11 protein-coding genes are annotated in these 18,080 nt (G+C 61.6%); 8 read left to right on the plus strand and 3 right to left on the minus strand.

What is annotated here, in order from left to right:
• Positions 1-69: 69 nt before the first annotated feature.
• The 5 genes from BLT85_RS05000 to BLT85_RS05020 all read left to right on the plus strand — a co-directional run bounded on the left by BLT85_RS05000 (position 70) and on the right by BLT85_RS05020 (position 7,170).
• Positions 70-1,428: a YcjX family protein gene (locus BLT85_RS05000; RefSeq protein ID WP_093392122.1), complete on the plus strand. Its 1,359-nt coding sequence runs from the start codon at positions 70-72 to the stop codon at positions 1,426-1,428.
• On the plus strand, positions 1,425-2,453 hold the full coding sequence (locus BLT85_RS05005; protein ID WP_093392123.1) for a TIGR01620 family protein: 1,029 nt from the start codon (positions 1,425-1,427) through the stop codon (positions 2,451-2,453). Before BLT85_RS05000 ends, BLT85_RS05005 begins: the two co-directional genes overlap by 4 nt.
• Positions 2,437-3,147: a hypothetical protein gene (locus BLT85_RS05010; RefSeq protein WP_093392124.1), complete on the plus strand. Its 711-nt coding sequence runs from the start codon at positions 2,437-2,439 to the stop codon at positions 3,145-3,147. The genes BLT85_RS05005 and BLT85_RS05010 overlap by 17 nt, the downstream gene beginning before the upstream one ends.
• A gap of 99 nt (positions 3,148-3,246) precedes the next feature.
• On the plus strand, positions 3,247-4,038 hold the full coding sequence (locus BLT85_RS05015) for an acyl-CoA thioesterase (protein ID WP_093392125.1): 792 nt from the start codon (positions 3,247-3,249) through the stop codon (positions 4,036-4,038).
• 51 nt (positions 4,039-4,089) lie between these two features.
• Positions 4,090-7,170: a bifunctional diguanylate cyclase/phosphodiesterase gene (locus BLT85_RS05020; protein WP_172829812.1), complete on the plus strand. Its 3,081-nt coding sequence runs from the start codon at positions 4,090-4,092 to the stop codon at positions 7,168-7,170.
• Between the two features lie 5 nt (positions 7,171-7,175).
• Here BLT85_RS05020 and cmoB read toward each other — a convergent pair whose 3' ends face one another.
• Complete coding sequence (gene cmoB, locus BLT85_RS05025) at positions 7,176-8,141, minus strand: tRNA 5-methoxyuridine(34)/uridine 5-oxyacetic acid(34) synthase CmoB (RefSeq protein WP_231701540.1); 966 nt, start codon at positions 8,139-8,141, stop codon at positions 7,176-7,178.
• Positions 8,138-8,878, minus strand: coding sequence for a carboxy-S-adenosyl-L-methionine synthase CmoA (gene cmoA / locus BLT85_RS05030; protein ID WP_093392128.1), 741 nt, complete (start codon positions 8,876-8,878; stop codon positions 8,138-8,140). The genes cmoB and cmoA overlap by 4 nt, the downstream gene beginning before the upstream one ends.
• A gap of 320 nt (positions 8,879-9,198) precedes the next feature.
• Here cmoA and BLT85_RS05035 point away from each other — a divergent pair, with 320 nt between their 5' ends.
• A complete protein-coding gene (locus BLT85_RS05035; protein ID WP_093392129.1) occupies positions 9,199-11,343 on the plus strand; it encodes a type IV pilus assembly protein FimV in 2,145 nt (714 codons plus the stop codon).
• A gap of 58 nt (positions 11,344-11,401) precedes the next feature.
• On the opposite strand, the gene lon is transcribed toward BLT85_RS05035, so the two are convergent.
• Positions 11,402-13,813, minus strand: a complete 2,412-nt coding sequence (gene lon, locus BLT85_RS05040; RefSeq protein WP_093392130.1) for an endopeptidase La — start codon at positions 13,811-13,813, stop codon at positions 11,402-11,404.
• 134 nt (positions 13,814-13,947) lie between these two features.
• On the opposite strand from lon, the gene BLT85_RS05045 reads away from it, so the two are divergent.
• Positions 13,948-14,706, plus strand: coding sequence for a helix-turn-helix transcriptional regulator (locus tag BLT85_RS05045; protein ID WP_093392131.1), 759 nt, complete (start codon positions 13,948-13,950; stop codon positions 14,704-14,706).
• A gap of 202 nt (positions 14,707-14,908) precedes the next feature.
• Positions 14,909-18,064, plus strand: a complete 3,156-nt coding sequence (gene putA / locus BLT85_RS05050; RefSeq protein WP_093392132.1) for a bifunctional proline dehydrogenase/L-glutamate gamma-semialdehyde dehydrogenase PutA — start codon at positions 14,909-14,911, stop codon at positions 18,062-18,064.
• Positions 18,065-18,080 lie beyond the last annotated feature (16 nt).

Consider the following 18,080-nt stretch of genomic DNA (forward strand, 5'->3'; position numbering starts at 1 on the left):
CAATCCTCTATAGCGCTGAGTGGTTATGCAATACTGGGTTAGACCTTAAATGATTTTCGGAGTGAGTGCATGGCGGGAGTGAAAAATCAGCGTTGGTTGCGCCAGGCCAGAGAGCAGGCCGGGCGTCTGACTGGCCATCACCTTCGGGTGGGAGTGACTGGTCTGAGTGCTGCGGGTAAAACCACATTCATTACCAGCCTGATCAACCAGCTCGAGAACCATCGGCGTGGGCTGCTTGCGCGGCGGCCGCCATTCGATCGGCTGGAGTCGGTGCGCTGGCAGCGTGACGGCGTCGATCAGCCGTTCGGCTACCTCGACTCGCTCGCCGCACTGGCCTCGGAGCCGGCCGAGTGGCCAGCATCGACCACCGACCTGTCGCGGGTAGTCATTGATCTGCGATTCCGGCCTCAGGGTTTGCTCGGCAAGGTGCAGGGAGCCCGCTCACTACGGTTGGAAATACTCGATTACCCCGGCGAGTGGTTGTTGGACCTGCCGCTGCTGCGCGTCGATTACGGTCACTGGTGTGAGCAGATGCGCAGCTGGCTGGATGCCGAGCCGCGTCGCAGTATCGCCGGACCGCTGCGTGATCGGCTGCTGGCCATTGATCCGGCTCAGCCGCATGACCCGCAAGAACTGAACGAACTCACCGCGCAATGGACCGACTTTCTGCGCCGCTGCCGGACACAGGCCGGCCTCGCGCGTAACCAGCCCGGACGCTTTTTGCTCCCCGGTAGCGGCGTGTCTCCTGAAATGCTCGCGTTCGTTCCTTTGTTGGCGGGCAATCGTCACGCCAGCGGACCGGCCGGAAGCTGGTGGGCGCAATGCGAAGGGCGCTTTCGTTACTATCGCGATTATCTGGTAAAAGGCTTTTTCGACGAGCATTTCAGTCGCCTGGATCGGCAGGTGCTGCTAGTCGATATGCTCGCGCCCATGGACGCGGGCCAGCCGGCACTAAGCGATCTCAAAGGCGCGCTCGAGGCGGTTATGGAAAGCTTCCGTTACGGGCCTAGCAGCTTTTTCGAGCGGCTGTTCAAACCACGCATCAATCGACTGGCGATCTGCGCAACCAAGGTCGACCAGGTGACCCCCGGACAGCAGCGAGCTGTGCAGCAATGCCTGGAAGATCTGATCACCGATAGCCTGTCCGAGGTGCGCCATGGCGGGGTCAGCGTGCGGGGGCTACCGTTGTCTGCCGTCCGCGCCACACGTCAGGAAGGCGATGCCCTGGTAGCCGGCCTCGTTGGCCGGCAGGGTTGGGTGCGTTATCAGCCGGGCACTATTCCCGAACACCTGCCTCTGGATCTGACCGTCGACGGGCCGGAGCTACTCAAGCTGCGGCCGCCGCCAAGTCTGCATCGCAGTGAGCCCTTTCCGCATTACCGCATGGACGATCTGCTCGCCTGGATGCTGGAGGGACGGTCAATATGAAGGATCCCGGCAAGACGCGAATTCTCGAAACCTGGGAGCCGAGCGTGGCGAGCCAGCCGGACATCACCCGGGTGCTCGGCGAGGCGAACCTGTCGCCCCGGGAGCAGGAACTGGCAGAACAGCTTCCTTTGCCTGGCGCGCTCAACGCGCCGCCGCTCAGTCGTTGGCCGCAGCGGTTGGGCAAAATGGCTCTGGCCGCCGTATTCGGCGGCGCGGTTTACGAGTGGAGCCAATGGACGGTCTCGGCATGGCAATGGCAGCCGGCGGCTGGCGTTGTGCTGGGTGGCGTGGGAGCGGCGCTGGCGGTCAGCGGTTTGCTCGCCTGGCGTGACATCCGTCGTCAGCGTACCCGCCTCACCGCGTTGGAACAATTGCGCCTGGAGATGCAACGAGCCCTCGGCGACGGCCGCGAGCGGTTGAGTGTCGACTGGCTCGACCGACTTCAGGCGCTGTATCGCGATACGCCGCTGGCAGATCGACTGCGTGCCGTGTGCAAGGACCTGGATGTCTCGCACAGCGCTGAGGAAATCGCCCGGCGGCTCAACCTGCTGTTTTACCAGCCGCTTGATGAGCAGGCGCGGCGCATGGTCCGGCGCGACGCAATCGGCACCGGCATGCTGGTTGCCACCAGTCCGTGGGTGACCGTTGACCTGCTGCTGGTGGTCTGGCGAAATATCCGCATGATGCAGAAAGTAGCGGTCTGTTTCGGTCTGCCAATTGGTCAGTTGGGTCGCCTGCGCCTGGCGCGTCATGTATTGCGCAACATCGCTCTGGCTGGCGGCACGGAGATGGCAATCGGTGCTCTCAGCGACAGCCTTCTCTCCGGTTTGATGGAAAAGCTGGCCGCCCGTATCGGGCAGGGCGTCGGTATCAGTTTGTACAGCTCGCGTCTCGGACACTTCACCCTTGATCTTTGTCGAGCGGTGCCGATAACCGACAAAGACATGCTGATCGAAGACAATCGCGGCATCGTGCAAGGGCTCAAAGATCGGCTCGGCAGAGGCAAGGATGAAGAACAAGTTTAAATCCAGGCCGCGGTGGCTGGTTGAGCGTTGGGTGAAAGCCACGGCCGACGAGCTCAGCGAACGCTGGACCACGCTGCAAAAGCAGTTGTCGCCGGCTGACTGGCCGTCGCGCTGCGCGCGAATGCCTGGTTTGAGGGATGTCGATATCGGCCTGTGGCAACCGGCCGCTGGATCGAGCAGTGCGGAGCTGCTGTTGCTTTTGCAGGGTATCCCGGTGCGAGAGCGGCGCTGGCTAGGGGCACTGCTCGATGCGCCAGCGGCGGGTGCAGCGACTCTGGTCGAGGCGATCGAGCGCCAACAGCTTGGCTGGCGTGCGAAGCTCGATCCTCTGCATACGCATCGCCAATATGCCGATCAGCTGGCTACGCTGGCCGTGCAGTTGAGCTTGCCCAGCTCGGCAGCCGCGGCCTATCTGGACAACGAGCGAAAGATCGCGCCCCGCATCGATCAGTTGCTGTTCGAATCACTGCCGATGCGACTGCGCACGCGCATGGTCAACGAGGCGGAGCCGGGGAAGGGCGCCTATCTGATCTGGTGGCACGACCGCTTGCTGGCGCGCTGCGGCGAGGCGGACATGACGCTCGATGGTGCAGGTGAACATGACTGGCCCGACATTCCGCCAGCCTGGCTGGCGTTCGCCTGGATAGCGGCTTTGCGGGCAAGTGATGGCAAAAGAATGGCGCCTGGAAAATGACTGATCATTCCCTGTCGCTATGATACTCTTCGCGCCTTTGCGACCAAGCTACCGCCAGCCTACCATCGGCTGAAATCAACAACAGGGACTTTCCACACGATGACGTTCGCTGAGCTGCTTGCTGAACTAGCCGCATCCGATAATCAGGTGACAGTGCCGACCGGCTGGGCCCAGGGCCGCGCCGGATATGGTGGTCTGATCGCCGCGCTGGTATATGAAGGTATGCGCCAGAAGGTGGCCGAAGGTCGCCCGGTGCGCTCACTGGCGATCACCTTCGTCGGCCCGGTCGCGCCCGGTGAGCCGATGCAGGTCGAAGCCGATGTGCTGCGCGAAGGCAAGGCCGTCACCCAGATGCTCGGCCGCGCGATCCAGGGCGGGCAGGTGATGTGCATCATCCAGGGAAGCTTCGGTGCGTCCCGTGAATCGGTGGTCGACGTTGCCGCCAATCCGCCTCCGCATGCACGCCCGGCACATGACTGCGTCGAGATGCCCTTCGTCGAAGGCGTAAACCCGACCTTCCTCCGCCACTTCTCGGTGCGTTGGGCATTCGGAGATCTACCATTCAGCGGCAGCCGTAAACGCGAGATGGGCGGCTGGATGCGCTTCAAGGAAGACGAGGGTGCCATCGGTGCCGCCCATCTGCTTGGACTGGTCGATGTCTGGCCGCCAGCGGTCCTGCCTCATCTGAAGGAAAAGGCCCCAGCCAGTTCGCTCACCTGGACGATCGAATTCGTGCAACCCCAACCCGCCATAGCCAGCGACGACTGGCTGCTCTATCGCGCCGAGATCGAGCATGCGCGGGACGGGTATGGGCATGCTGCGGCAATGGTCTGGACTCCGCTGGGGGAGTTGGTCGCTATCAGCCGGCAAACCGTTACGGTATTTGGCTAGGCTATCGCCGTGCTGACGAGCCTTCGACCATACGCCGGTAGGATCATGTGCGTGTCAGCAGGATTGCTGGCGCTGCTCGCGGTGTCCATAGCGTTCATGCCGGTTCGGTATGTGCCGATGGCCGCAGGCCTGATGCTGATCTGCCTGGCGATACTGCTGGTGACGCTGCGATTGGGTCTTCGCGCCAGGGATCGCACCATCGCTACGATGCGGGACGATTCGGCACGTGTCATGCGCCGCAACATGCAGGTGCTTGGCAATATCCAGGACGTCATCTATCGCACCGACCTCGACGGGCGGGTCGCTTACATCAATCCGGCCTGGCAAGAGCTCACTGACATCCCGCCGACGCAGGTGATCGGCCGCAATCTGGTCGAATTTGTCCAGTCGGGGAATGGCTCGGAATTGGAAGACTTCTTCGCCCGGGTTCGGGACGGAGATAATGAAGCCCTCCAGACCACGGTAAAGGTGTTGGCGAAGGACGGCCGATATCGCTGGGCGACGCTTACCGCCAAACGCTTCACGACGCTTGAGACTGGCGCTGCGGTTATTGGAACGCTGCACGATACGCACGGCGAACAGCAACAGGCCCGGTTGCAGGCTGCCAGAACCAGTGTGCTCGACGGCCTGCTCAGCCATAGCAGTCTGGACTCGCTGCTCGACCGCATCGCTACTGAGTGGGAAACCTTCCAGCCCGGGCACCGGGTGACGATTCTCCTCGCTTGTTCCGACGGCTCGCTGCAGGTCGCCGCGGCGCCCAGCTTCGCCGCCGATTATCGGGAGCGGCTCAATGGGCTCGTGCCGGGCCCCTGTGTGGGTAGCTGCGGCACTGCGGTTTATCGCGGCGAACCGGTCTACGTGGCGGACGCTACCAGCGACCCGCTATGGGCTGACTTTCGGGATATTGTCGAGAAATGGAATGTACGCTCCAGCTGGTCGATTCCTTTCAAGGACGAGCATGGCGCTAGTCTTGGCTCCTTTGCTGTCTTTGGCGACCGCGTCGGCTTGCCGGACGAGAGAGAAGTGGCGGCGCTTGGCGAATTCAGCCGACTGGTGTCGCTGGTCGTGCAGAAATCACGGCTGGCTGCGGAACGAGAGGGCTCGGAAAAGCGCTTTCAGGCGATTTTCGAATACGCGGCAGTCTGCATTACGCTGGTGACACTCGAGGGCAGGCTGTTAAGCGGCAATCCCCGTTTCTACGAGCGTACGGGCCTGAACCGTGATGACGTCGTCGACTTCTATGCCAGGGAGCTGGTGCATCCGGATGACCTGGGCGAACTGCAGGCCGGGCTCAAGCAGCTGCTCGCGGGCGAAGTCGCCATCGTAGCGATGGAGGCGCGTTACCGCGGAGCCACCCAGCCCTTCAACTGGGTGAAGCTGACCATAACGCTGGTTCGAGATGATCAGGGCAAGGCCCTGTATTACGTGCTTTTTTCCGAAGAGATCGACGAGCGCAAAAAGAACGAGCAAGCGCTGCGCGAAGCGGCGGCCGTATTCGAAAGCAGTCGCGAGGGGATGCTGATCACGGATTCGGAATTCCGCATCGTCAATGTCAATCCTGCCTTCGAACGCATCACCGGAATGAGCCGCGAACAGGCGCTTGGCCGTCGGCCCTTCATGCGCGACCGCGTCCACGAGCATCGCAATCTGATACGTAACATTACCAACGCCCTGCGTGAGGACAGTTACTGGCAGGGCGAGGCGGTACTCGACACGCGGCGCGAGCAAGGGGTCACGCTGCTGGTGACGGCATCGGCGATCCGCGATGCCGAGGGCAAGGTCAGTCGTAACGTGATCATGTTCAGCGACATCAGTCGTCTGCGCCGGAGCCAGGAACAACTGCAGCAGCTGACTCAATATGACAGTCTTACGGGTCTGGCCAATCGCAACTTTGCCATGCAGCGCCTGGAAAGCGGGCTGCAGACCGCGGAGGTCAATCGGAGCAGCATCGCTGCGCTATTCATCGACCTGGACCGGTTCAAGGCGATCAACGACGGGCTGGGTCACGCGGCCGGTGATGCCGTACTCCGGCAGGTGGCGTCGCGCCTGCTGTCGATCTGCGAGTCCGGCAACCTTCTTGCGCGGCTGGGCGGTGACGAGTTTCTGCTCATTGCCCAGGATAGCACTCGTGACGCCATCCATCGGCTATCGGAAAATATCTGCTCGACGATGCGCATGCCGATCGTGCTGACTGACGGCCGCGAAGTATACGTCGGGGCAAGTGTCGGCTATGCCTGTTTCCCAGAGGATGGCCGGTGCGGTGCGGATCTGGTACGTAATGCCGACGCGGCGATGGACAACGCCAAGGTACTGGGCCGCGATCGGGTTTGCGGTTATTCCCGAGAAATGACCGAGGCGGCAAACGAGCGTTTCGAGCTGGACAGAGCGCTACGCAAGGCCCTCGAAAACGACCAACTGGAACTGTTTTATCAGCCGCTGATCCAGGTACGCAGCCGTCGAGCAGTGGGCGTCGAGGCGCTGCTGCGCTGGCGCCATCCAGAGCGGGGGCTGGTGGGTCCTGACGTGTTCATCCCGCTGGCCGAGCAGAACGGACTGATCGTGCCGATCGGCCGTTGGGTGCTCAACGAAGCCTGTCGCCAGGCAAGGCTGTGGCAGCAGCAGGGGTTGGGGCTGGAGTCGATCGCCGTGAATCTCTCGCCGCGTCAATTCGTGCAGCAGGATGTCGTCGAGCTGGTCAGCTCTGCGCTGCGCGAAAGCGGGCTGCCGGCGAGCATGCTGGAACTGGAGATCACCGAGAGCGCGTTGATGACCAATGCCGAGCAGGGCGAGCAGACCCTGCATGAACTCAAGAACCTCGGAGTCGGTGTGGCCATCGATGACTTCGGGACGGGGTATTCATCCCTGGCGTATTTGCGTCGCTTCCCGCTTGATCGACTGAAGATCGACAAGAGCTTTCTGGCCGGCGTCCCGGAGCGCCTGGAAGATAACCAGTTGGTTACCACCATCCTCGACATGGCCGCCAACCTGCAGCTGGATGTCGTGGCGGAAGGGGTCGAAAACGAAGCACAGTGGCGCTTCCTGCAAAGTCGAGGCTGCAACGTCTGCCAGGGTTATCTCTTCGCGCGACCGATGCCGGCCGCGGAGTTGGTTGAATGGTTGATCAGGCAATAGCCGTGTCAGCGTGTCGCTACGAGGGTCGCGCGTAGCGGAGCCGGATACCCCTCGCATGTTCGCGAGGCATCATGCGCATCGAGAAAATCAGGCAGGGACTGAAAGCGCATCCAGTCAGTGGTGCGCTGCTCCTCGGTGCTGGTCCGGTTCAGATCAACGCAGCGTACGGAACTGAACCCGGCGCGGCGCACGAACCGCTCAAGCATGCTTACCGACGGCAGGAACCATACGTTGCGCATTTGTGCATAGCGATCTTCTGGCACCAGACAAGCGGTCTCGTCGCCTTCGATAACCAGGGTTTCCAGCACCAGTTCGCCGCCCGGCCGCAGGCAGGCCCGCAACTGCAGAAGGTGGTCGATCGGCGAGCGGCGGTGGTACAGCACTCCCATTGAGAACACCGTATCGAAGCCTTCGGTCGGCTCCGGCAGATCCTCCAGCGTGAACGGCAGCTGCCACACTGGTGCCTCCGGCAGGTACTTGCGCACCGCTTCGAACTGGGTCATGAACAGCAGGTTTGGGTCGACCCCGATTACCATGGCCGCGCCGGCACCCCACATACGCCACATGTAATACCCATTACCGCAGCCGACGTCGAGTATCCGCTTGCCATGCAGATCGAGGTGGGGCGCGACGCGCTGCCACTTCCAGTCCGAACGCCATTCCGTATCGATATGCACCCCGAACAACTCGAACGGACCCTTGCGCCACGGATGCAAACCGCGCAGCGCCTGTTCCAGTTGCGCACGGCTGGTGTCGTCGAGCTGATCTGACCGACCGACCCGAACACCGTCAGCAAGCTCGGCGGGACTTTCTACGTCCGGCAACTGTGCCAGGCATGCTTGCCAGCGGGGCAGGTCGCCATGCCGGCTGGCTAGTGCCAGACGCTGGTCTAGCGCAGCGGGCAGCGGATCGAGCCAATGTTCCAGGGACGTGTTGCGTAGCTGTTCGAAAAGCGGGCTGTAATCAATCACGGGTAGGCAATCATCGAGCAGAAGTTGAGACATTGAAACCAGGCGTGTGCGTGACCGAAGCCCGCATCGGTCAACCGTTGCATATGAGTTTCCAGCGTGTCGGGGATCATGACGTTTTCGATCGCACTGCGTTTCTGCGCTATTTCCAGATCGCTGTAGCCATTGGCTCGCTTGAATGCATAGTGCAGCTGCTCGAGGCTGTGCTGGGTCGCTTCGTCGGCAAAGCGCAGCTTTTCGGAAAGAATCAATACGCCGCCGGGCAACAGTGCCTGGCGTATCCGCTGCAGCAGCTCGAGGCGCTGCTCGGGCGATATGAACTGCAAGGTGAAATTGAGTACCACGACGGAGCAGGGCCGGAGTTCCAGTGCCGTGATATCAGCTTCGATGACCTCCACCGGACAAAGCTCTTCCACCATCGAGTCCTGGGCGATCATGTATTCACGGCAGCGCTCGACCATCGCCGCGGCGTTGTCGACTGCGGTGATCCGGCAAGCGTCGGCGCTAACGTGGCGGCGCATCGACTGGGTCGCTGCCCCCAATGAACAGCCGAGGTCGTAGATGCGCGTGCCGGCCTGCGCGTGTTGTCCAGCAATGAGGCCGATGCTCTCGACGATGGTTGGGTAACCCGGCACGGATCGCTTGATCATGTCGGGAAAGACACGCGCCACATCGTGATCAAAGACGAAATCCGCCACGCGGGCCTGGCGAGTGGCGAACAGATTGTCGATGTGTGTCATGGCTGACGCTCGCAGTCGGGCAAAGCGCGATTCTACCGCAAGCTACCGGACATGACAGGACACTTGAACGGCCGGCTCGCTAACGGCAAGATGTGCGCATTGCGTCATGTTTACGTCTCTAGAGCTCTTTTCGCTGGTTTGTTGGAGCTTTTTTTGACGGATGGCGTGGGATTGTTCAGAATTTACTTCGCGTGATGGCATAATGATATCCAAGCATTCCCTCCGATTATGCCAGCGCAGGGACTCCCGCAGCGGGATGCGACGGACAGCATCGTTGAATGCAGGCCCATGCCTGCCATTCGTATGAATGAGGAATTGGTATGGCCGTGAAACGCCAGATAGTGTGGGGCGTCGCATCATTTGCGGCGTTGTATGTCGGCGTGGCCAGCGCACTGGGCCTGGGTGAGTTGAAACTCGACTCCGCGCTGAACCAGCCGCTCGATGCCACCATCGTCGTGCAGGGCGGTGAAAACCTCGATCCGACGGACATTCGTGTCAGCCTCGCAGATCCCGCTGCATTTCGTAATGCCGGACTGGACCGCCCGCATTTCCTCACCGAGTTGCGTTTCACGCCGACCGTTCAGAACAATCAACTGGTAGTTCGGGTACAGTCCCCGGCGCCCGTGCGTGAGCCTTACCTGAATTTTCTCGTCGAGTTGCGGCGTCCTAATGGGCGCTTACTGCGCGAATACACGCTGTTGCTCGACCCGCCGCTGTATCAGCCATCGAGCCCGGCCCAGCCCAGGCCTTTCGCCGCGCCGGCCACCAGCCCGGTGCGCGATAGCCGTCCGGCCAGCGCTGCGTCCACTCAGCCGAGGGCGTCCTCCGCAGCGGCATCGCTGCCCCAGTTGAGCCCGGCTGCCGATGCAGGCCAGTATCGTACCGCTGCGGGCGACAGCCTGTGGAGCATTGCATCCCGGGCGCGACCCAGCGAAGCCGTGTCCATTGCCGAGACGATGCGCGCTATACGCGCACTGAATCCCGATGCCTTCATTGATGGTGATCCCAGCCGGCTGCGTGTCGGCGAAGTGCTCACTCTGCCCACGGCTGAACAGCTCGGAGTGACCGGAGGTGTCTCAGTAGCGGTGGATGCCCCGGAGCGTGCACAACCAGATGAAACGCCCGCGCCGCTGATTCAGCCGCGCCGTGCCGCGCAGACATCATCGAGCACCGAAGGTGATGCCAGCCCGGGGAGCGCTATCGCTGCAGACCAGCGCGACAGGACCAACAGCACCGAGCCGGCCACCGCCCGCCTGCGTATCGAGGAGGAAGCTCTGCCCCAGCAGACCGGGGAGGACGCTGCGGTACTGGCCGAACGGTTGCGCAGCCTCGAGGCGCGTTTCAATGTGATGCTCGACGAACTCGATGCCCGCGATCGCCAGATCGCCAGCCTGCAAGCCGAGCTGGAAATCCTCCGTCAGGCGCAGGAGGCAGAAGGTGACAACACCGAGGGCGAAGGCGCTAACACGTCCGGGCCCGTTCTGACGCAAGCCGAAGGTACTGAAGGAGCCGTGTCCGCGACGGGGAATGAAAATCCCGCGTCCGGTGCAATCGATGCTGAAGTCCTGCCTGTACTCGCCGAGACACCTGAGCAGCCCATGGCCGATGCGGTCGAGCCACAGGAAGTCGAGTCTCAGGACGGCGTCCTCTCTCGTTGGTGGCCGGCGTTGCTTGGCCTGCTGGCGGTTCTGCTGGGGCTGCTGTTCTTCGCCCGTAAGCGCGCCGACGAGGATGACCAAGCGGAGCCGGAAGAACAGCCCATGCCGGCGCAGCCGACCCGGGTTGCTCCAGAAGCTGCGGCGCCGCTGGCTGCAGCGATCGCATCGAATCCGTCGTCCCGACCCGCTAGCGTCCGCGCAGCGCCCAAACCGGTGGATCCGCTCGATGGTGTCGAGTTGTACATCACCTATGGTCGCTTTGCAGAAGCCCGAAGCATGCTCGACAGGGCGATTGCCGACCAGCCGGACAGGCTCGACCTTCGCTACAAGCAGCTGCGAGTACTGGGCGAACTGGGCGACGCGCGTGCATTCAGCCTGCAGGAACAACGGATTCTGCAGAAGGGTGGTGATAGCGGACGGATCGAGCAAATCAAGGCGCGCTTTCCGAAGCTTTTCGCTTCCAACGATTCCGACATGGTCGAACACGTCGACCATCTCGAGCCCCTGTTACCGGATGAGCCTGCTTCTGAAGTCGAAGATCGGACCGCCAGGGAAAAAGCTGAGGATTTCACCGCTACCCAGCTGAACCTCAATGACTTCACGCTCGACCCGGATTGGGATCTGATCGAGGGCTTGACATCAGCGCCGCCACGCGAGGGCGGTGCAGGTGCAGGTCCCGCCGCGGTAGATGAAAGCTTCGAGAGCAGTCTGCACGAGTTTCCGGAGATCGAGGAGCTTGATGACGAGCACCACGAGCACTTCCCAAACATCCGCAAGGACGACAAGCCTCGCTCCGACGACAGATGACCGGCCTTGCTGATTTTAAAAAAGGGCGACCTCCGGGTCGCCCTTTTCATTTTGCCACTCAAGCGAACAGGCGCTTGGCGACATCCTTGTAATGGCTGGCAAAGTGAATGGTCATCCCCTCGGTCAGATATTCCGGTAATTCTTCGAAATCTCCTCGATTAGCTTCGGGCAGGATCAGCTCGAAGATGGATTGTCGCCGCGCGGCGATGACCTTTTCGCGAATCCCGCCCACTGGCAATACCTGACCGGTAAGCGTAATTTCGCCGGTCATGGCAAGGCCCGGCCGAGGTGCCTCGTTGCGTGCAAGCGAGAGCAGGGCGCTGGTGATCGTGACGCCCGCGCTGGGGCCATCCTTGGGCGTAGCGCCTTCCGGAACATGCAAATGCACGAAGGCCTCGTCGAAAAAGGTTTTGTCCGCCTTGTAACGTTCAAGGTTGGCACAGAGATAGCTGTAGGCGATCTCCGCCGACTCTTTCATGACATCGCCGAGTTTGCCGGTCAGCTTGAAGCCACGGTTCAGCGTGTGAATGCGCGTGGCCTCCACAGGCAGCGTTGCACCGCCCATTGAGGTCCAGGCCAGACCGGTAATGACGCCAACCCCTTTGAGCGTTTTTTCCACCCGGAAGGCCGGGGTACCCAGAAGGCCCTTGAGATCCTCCGGCTTGATACTGATTTTCGCATCCGGCTGCTCAAGCAGGGTGACCACTGACTTGCGCACCACCTTCGCCAGCTGTTTCTCCAGATTGCGTACGCCAGCCTCGCGGGCATAACCCTCGATCACCTGACGCATGGCCTTGTCGCTGATGCGCAACTGGCCCTTGCGCACGCCAGCGCGTTCCAGTTGCCTGGGCCAGAGGTGCTGTTTGGCGATCGCCAGCTTTTCCTCGGCGATGTAGCCGGAGAGACGGATCACGTCCATCCGGTCGAGTAGCGGGCCGGGAATCGAATCCAGGGTATTGGCCGTGCAGACGAACAGCACCTTAGACAGATCCAGACGCAGGTCGAGGTAATGATCGAGAAACTCGCCGTTCTGCTCAGGGTCGAGGGTCTCCAGCAAGGCCGAGGCCGGATCGCCCTGGTGGCTTGATCCAAGCTTGTCGATCTCATCGAGCATGATTACCGGATTCATGACCTTTACGTCCTTCAGCGCCTGGACGAACTTGCCCGGCATGGCGCCGATGTAGGTGCGTCGATGACCTTTGATCTCGGCCTCGTCACGCATACCGCCAACGCTGAAGCGGTAGAACGGCCGGCCCAGGCTCTCGGCAATCGAGTGTCCTATGCTGGTTTTGCCCACGCCGGGTGGGCCGACCAGCAGAACGATCGAGCCGGCGACCGATCCGCGATAAGCGCCCACTGCGAGAAACTCGAGGATGCGAGCCTTCACGTCTTCCAGTCCGCTGTGATCGCGGTCCAGCACCTTACGGGCATGCTGGATATCGAGCTTGTCTTCGTGAGTCACGCCCCAGGGCATCGCGGTGGCCCAGTCCAGATAGTTGCGCGTCACGCCGTATTCCGGCGATCCGGTTTCCAGCACCGACAGTTTCGCCAGCTCCTCGTCGATCTTGGTGCGCACGGTATCAGGCAACGTCTTGCCCTCGAGCCGCTCGCGAAACTGTTCGACGTCGGCGGTCCGGTCATCCTTGGAGAGTCCCAGTTCGCGCTGGATGATCTTCAGTTGTTCCTTGAGGAAGAATTTGCGCTGATGTTCGGAGATGGTGCGATTGACCTCGGCGCTGATTTCGCCTTGCAGTCTCGCGACATCGATTTCCTTCTTCAGCAGCACCAGGACCTTCTCCATACGACGCAGGATCGGAACAGTGTCGAGTACATCCTGCAGTTCGCCGGGTTTTGCCGACGTCAGCGCAGCGGCGAAGTCCGACAGCGGTGACGGCTGGTTCGGGCTGAAGCGGTTGAGATAGTTCTTCAGTTCTTCGCTGTATAGCGGATTGAGCGGCAGTAATTCCTTGATCGCATTGATCAGTGCCATCGCGTAGGCGCGTACTTCGTCGCGTTCGTCTGCTGGCGGCTCGGGATATTCCACCTCCACCAGATAGGGCGGTTTGCGGCTGAGCCATTGGGTGATCCGTACGCGAGTCAGCCCCTGGGCGATGAACTGGATTTTGCCGTCTTCCTTCACGGCGTGATGGATCTTTACGGCGCACCCGGTTTGCGGCAGATCCTCGCTGTCCAACGGACCGCTCTCGCCGAGTGGCGCATCGACGTAGAACAACGACAGGGCATGGTGGGGCGTATTCGATACCCGATCGATGGTTTCTGCCCAGGGAGTCTCGTTGACCACCACGGGCATCACCTGGGCGGGAAAGAACGGGCGGTTGTGGACCGGCAACAGGTAAAGCCTGTCGGGCAATCGCTGGTTCGGAATGACCAGCCCAGTGCCCGGCTGAAACCCGGTCTCCGGCTCCTGGCCTTCGATGATGTCTGGTTGAACGTTATCGTGCTCGGTCATCTACGCTACCTGTTCGGCGATGGATATGCCTACTGAGATGGTGGCGAGCGCCGAACAATTCAATCCGATCGATCTGGTTGTGACCTGACTCTGCGAGGACTACCATCACCTATGACCAGCAACGATGCCGTTTCATGCCGAAAACCAGGATTCTCGACCTTCCAGTAAAGAGCATCAGCCACGCCCATCCCGAGCACCAACTCGTGGTTGGCCTCGATGGCTGCGCAGATTTCGAGATCGCCGGGGCAGGGGCTGAGGTCAGCCGGCTCCACGCGTGCATCGTGCCGGGCGATGCGGCCCATGCCTTTTCTGGCCGCAGTGGTAACCGCATGCTGATCCTCGACGTTGCGCTGCACGAATTCGGTGATCGCGAATCAAGCCTGCAGCGACTCTTCGACAAGCCTCGCTTCGTCAATCTGGATGCTCGGCTGCATGGTCTGCTGGATTTCGCTTCCGTCGAGCTTGGTCAACAATCAAGCGATACGCCGCTCGCATGGCATCTGGGCAACACCCTGCTTCATGCGATCGGCGACCAGCTCGACGCATCTCCCGTGTCGCGCAGACCAACGCTGGACGTCGAAACCTTGAAGCAATACGTGATGAAGTACCTGGACAAACCGATCAGCGTCGAAGATCTAGCCAGACAGGTTCACATCAGCCCCAGTCATTTCTATTCCGTGTTCCGTCGCGCAACGGGTCACACCCCGCACCAGTACGTGCAGATCTGTCGGGTGCGCCAGGCCGCAAGCTGGCTCCGCGAGGGTCAGTTATCCATCGCGGAGGTGGCGAACCGCAGCGGCTTCTGCAGTCAGAGCGCGCTTACTCACGCCACGCGGCGGCATCTCGGACTCACTCCCGGGGCGATTCGGCAGGGCTTGCCCGCCGCTTCGTAGGTTTTCACAAGGCTTTCCGAGTTTTTTGCAAGAAGACGTCCGGTTTCGCTCCTACATTGGTCAGATGGCGCATTGCTTGATTTCGAGTGATGACAGCCACGAACAATGAATTCGATTCGCCGCCCGGGCGACCCTGAGCTAGGGTTACTGCAGGCGAATCCTTTTGTCCGGCAGCGTGCCGGGCGCGATTGGAGCGTGCCAGATGTTCAAAGCCAGTGAAGTGCTCGACGGTCAATTTCTTTCAGACGATCCTGAAGCGCTGTTCAGCGCCTTAAGCGCGACCTACGCCGTAGACGAAAACGCTTACCTCACCGAACTCATCACACTGGCCGAACCGGCCGATGCCGCTGCCTTGTCCGGTCGCGCACGCAAGCTGATCGAAGCCGTGCGCAAGCGGGACAATGCCGTGGACAGTATCGACGCGTTGCTGCAGCAATACAGTCTCGATACCCAGGAAGGCATCATGCTGATGTGTCTGGCCGAAGCCTTGCTTCGAGTCCCGGATTCGGAGACGGCCGATGCGCTGATCCGCGACAAGCTCAACGCCGCGCAGTGGGATCGTCACCTGGGCCAAAGTGAGCACACCCTGGTCAACGCTGCCGCATGGGGGCTGGTCATGACCGGCCGCGTGGTGAAAATGGACAAGCGCCAGGATGGCACTCCGGGCACGGTACTCGGCAAGTTGCTCAAGCGCAGCGGCGAACCGGTCATCCGTACCGCCATGCTGCAGGCCATGCGCATAATGGGCCGCCAGTTCGTACTCGGCCGTACCATCAAGGAAGCATTGAAGAACGGCAAGCCGCAGCGCGACGCCGGTTATACCTATTCCTTCGACATGCTCGGCGAGGCCGCGCTCACCCGCGCTGATGCCGATCGTTACCGGCAGGATTACAGCGACGCGATTCGCGCCATCGCCGAAGACAAATACAAGGGCAAGAGCCCGCGACCGACCATTTCGATCAAGTTGTCCGCACTGCATCCACACTACGAGCCGGCCCGCGAGAAACAGGTACTGCGCGAGTTGGGCGCGACACTGCTGGAGCTGGTGCGACAGGCGCGTGCAGGCGATGTCGGCATCACCATCGATGCAGAGGAAGCCGACCGGCTGGAGCTGTCGCTGAAACTGTTCCGCGAGGTCTACCAGCACCCCGACGTGCGAGGCTGGGGCAATTTCGGTCTGGTGGTCCAGGCCTATTCCAAGCGTGCGCTGCCGGTCCTGGCCTGGCTGACCCAGCTAGCCAAAGAACAGGGGGACCAGATCCCGGTTCGCCTGGTCAAGGGCGCTTACTGGGACACCGAAATCAAACTGTGCCAGCAGGCTGGGCTCGACGGTTACCCGGTGTTTACCCGCAAGGAAGCGACCGACGTCTCCTATCTTGCCTGTGCCCGCTACTTGCTGAGCCCGCTGACGGCTGGTCTGATCTATCCGCAGTTCGCTACCCACAATGCGCACACCGTCACCTGCATTCTCGATATGGGTCGCGGTCAGGAATTCGAGTTCCAGCGCCTGCATGGCATGGGCGACGCGCTGTACGACACCGTTATCGACGAAGTCGGCTGCCCGGTCCGCATCTACGCGCCGGTCGGGGCGCACAAGGATCTGCTTCCGTATCTCGTGCGCCGGCTGCTGGAGAACGGCGCCAACTCGTCGTTCGTGCATAAGCTGGTTGACCACCGGGTGCCAGTCGATACGTTGATCGAGCATCCAGTGGAGCGGCTGCGCCAATATTCGAGCCTGGCCAACGATCGGATTCCGTTGCCGCAGGCTATCTACGGTCCGGAGCGGCGCAATTCCCGCGGCATCAACATGAACGTGCAAAGCCAGTGGCTGCCACTCAAGCAGGAACTGGATGAGCATCTGGCGAGGACCTGGACCGGAGCGCCGATCGTCAGCGGCAAGCATCTGCAGGGCGAGGCGCGACCGGTGATGTGCCCTTATCAACTCGATCATCAAGTGGGCGAAGTTATCTGGGCGACCGGTGAGCAAACCCGTGATGCGATCACCGGGCTCTCGGCGGCCTTCGCGCAGTGGAACGCCACGCCTGTCGACACTCGCGCTTCGATTCTCGAGCGCACCGCTGATCTGCTCGAACAGAACATGCCGGAACTCATGGCCCTCTGCAGCCGAGAGGCGGGCAAGAGTTTGCAGGACGGCATCGACGAGGTGCGTGAAGCCGTCGATTTCTGTCGGTTCTATGCGCAGCAGGCTCGGCAGCGCTTCGCGGTGATCACCTTGCCAGGGCCCACCGGCGAAAGTAACGAGCTTTATCTGCAGGGCAGGGGCGTGTTCGCCTGCATCAGCCCGTGGAATTTCCCTCTGGCGATTTTCCTCGGTCAGGTATCGGCGGCGCTGGTCTCGGGCAACACCGTCGTCGCCAAGCCCGCCGAACAGGCCAGCCTGGTCGCGGTGCGCTGCGTCGAGCTGATGCTCCACGCAGGCTTGCCAGGCGAGGTCATCGCGCTGCTGCCGGGCGACGGCGCCCAGGTCGGTAGTGTGATCAGTTCTGATCCGCGAGTCGCAGGCGTGGCCTTCACCGGCTCGACGCAAACTGCGCACATCATCAACCGCGCATTGGCTGCACGCGACAGCGCGATCGCGCCGATGATTGCCGAAACCGGTGGGCAAAATGCGATGCTGGTCGACTCCACCGCGTTGCCGGAGCAGGTGATCAAGGACGTCCTGCATTCTTCTTTCACCAGCGCCGGTCAGCGCTGTTCGGCACTGCGTGTGCTGTTCATTCAGGAAGATATCGCCGAGCGGGTGATGGCGCTGCTCAAGGGTGCCATGGCCGAGCTGCATATCGGCGATCCATCGCGGCGGGATACCGACGTCGGCCCGGTGATCGACGCCGAGGCGCGCGACGGGCTGCGCGAGCACGTCAAGCGCATGAAAGACGCTGGTTACCTCATCGCCGAAGCGTCGATGCCCGAAGGGCTGAACGGGCACTTCCTGGCGCCGGTGGCATTCCGTCTGAAGAGCATCAGCGAGCTGGACCGCGAGCATTTCGGGCCGGTACTGCACCTGATCACCTGGCGTCACGACCAGCTCGACCAGATTATCGACGAAATCAACGCCACCGGGTTTGGCCTGACGCTGGGCATTCACAGCCGCAACGAAGACACCGCGCGCTACATCGATCAGCGGGTCCGCATCGGTAACGTCTACGTTAACCGGAACCAGATTGGCGCGGTGGTCGGGGTCCAGCCCTTCGGTGGGCAAGGGCTGTCCGGTACCGGGCCGAAGGCTGGCGGACCGCATTATCTGCTACGATTCGCCACCGAACGGACCCGTACTATCAATACGACAGCAGTGGGCGGCAATGCCAGCCTGTTGTCGCTGGGTAACGGTGAGCCATGAGCACTGGCCGGTTCCA

This window comes from Halopseudomonas xinjiangensis, from assembly GCF_900104945.1.
Classification (GTDB): Bacteria; Pseudomonadota; Gammaproteobacteria; order Pseudomonadales; family Pseudomonadaceae; genus Halopseudomonas; species Halopseudomonas xinjiangensis.